This window comes from Gardnerella sp. 30-4, assembly GCF_001641215.1.
GTDB lineage: Bacteria > Actinomycetota > Actinomycetes > Actinomycetales > Bifidobacteriaceae > Bifidobacterium > Bifidobacterium leopoldii.
Map to the genome: position 1 here is coordinate 1 of NZ_LXJL01000182.1, position 548 is coordinate 548.

Here is a 548-nt window from a genome sequence, read left to right on the forward strand (position 1 = left end):
ATATTCCAAACTAATTAAAAACTTCGCTACTTTCAATAATATTAATCCAATTAGTGTCGCTAGTTTTATTAAGCTTATCTTGGATGAGCTCATGATAATTTGCATCGTCTGCGCTTATTTCGAGCAAAGGAACTAATACAAATCTGCGATTATCTCTTTCTTTGTGCGGAATCGTAAGATTTTCACTTTTTATAGTTTGACCACCAAAATCAATAATATCTAAATCGATTGTTCGAGGACCCCAACGAACTATGCGCTTTCTATGAAGACGCTGTTCAATATCATGAATAAAATCAAGCAATTCAAAAGCTGTTAAATCAGTGTCCAAACGTAAAGCAATGTTATAAAAACTGTCTTGCACTACGTCACCAACTGGTTCAGTTTCATACACTGAAGAAACGATAATATTGCTTATATGCGAATTTTGCTTCAATAGCGAAACAGCTTGGCGCAAATTAAGTAATCTATCACCTATATTGCTTCCAACACTTATGTATGCACTAGAAATCATATTTCCACCCCCCAAAAAAAATAATTCAATTTATAGT

General features: G+C 33.4%; 1 protein-coding gene. It reads right to left on the reverse strand.

Annotated elements, in window-relative coordinates:
• Positions 1–10: 10 nt before the first annotated feature.
• On the reverse strand, positions 11–511 hold the full coding sequence (folK, locus tag A5294_RS06500; RefSeq protein WP_004119382.1) for a 2-amino-4-hydroxy-6-hydroxymethyldihydropteridine diphosphokinase: 501 nt from the start codon (positions 509–511) through the stop codon (positions 11–13).
• Positions 512–548: the final 37 nt, after the last annotated feature.